The sequence below is a fragment of the Aeromicrobium sp. CF4.19 genome, from assembly GCF_051262555.1.
Classification (GTDB): domain Bacteria; phylum Actinomycetota; class Actinomycetes; order Propionibacteriales; family Nocardioidaceae; genus Aeromicrobium.
This window is the reverse complement of the sequence record NZ_JBIMEU010000025.1, coordinates 1-217: the sequence shown is the minus strand read 5'-3', so window position 1 is coordinate 217 and position 217 is coordinate 1. Positions and strand designations below refer to the sequence as shown.

Annotated in this window: 1 pseudogene; it reads left to right on the top strand. The window is 71.4% G+C overall.

Annotation, left to right across the window (positions count from 1 at the left end):
- A pseudogene (locus ACHAAC_RS17480) lies at positions 1–217 on the top strand (hypothetical protein); the annotation flags it as partial.

The following is a 217-nucleotide window of genomic DNA, read 5'->3' as shown; positions in this document are numbered from 1 at the left end:
ACCAAGCCCGCGTGATCGGTGACGGGCTCGACCGGCTGCCCGACGCTGTCACCGACGATCAACGCCGGCTGGCGGAGAAGCGCCTCCTGCGCGACGCCCGGCACCTCAACCTCAAGGACCTGCGCCGACGCGCCGACCGCGCGGCCGACGCCTTCTCCAGCCCCGAGGAAACCGACCGGATCGAGAACGAGACCCTTGAGCAGCGCGAGAAGCGCGC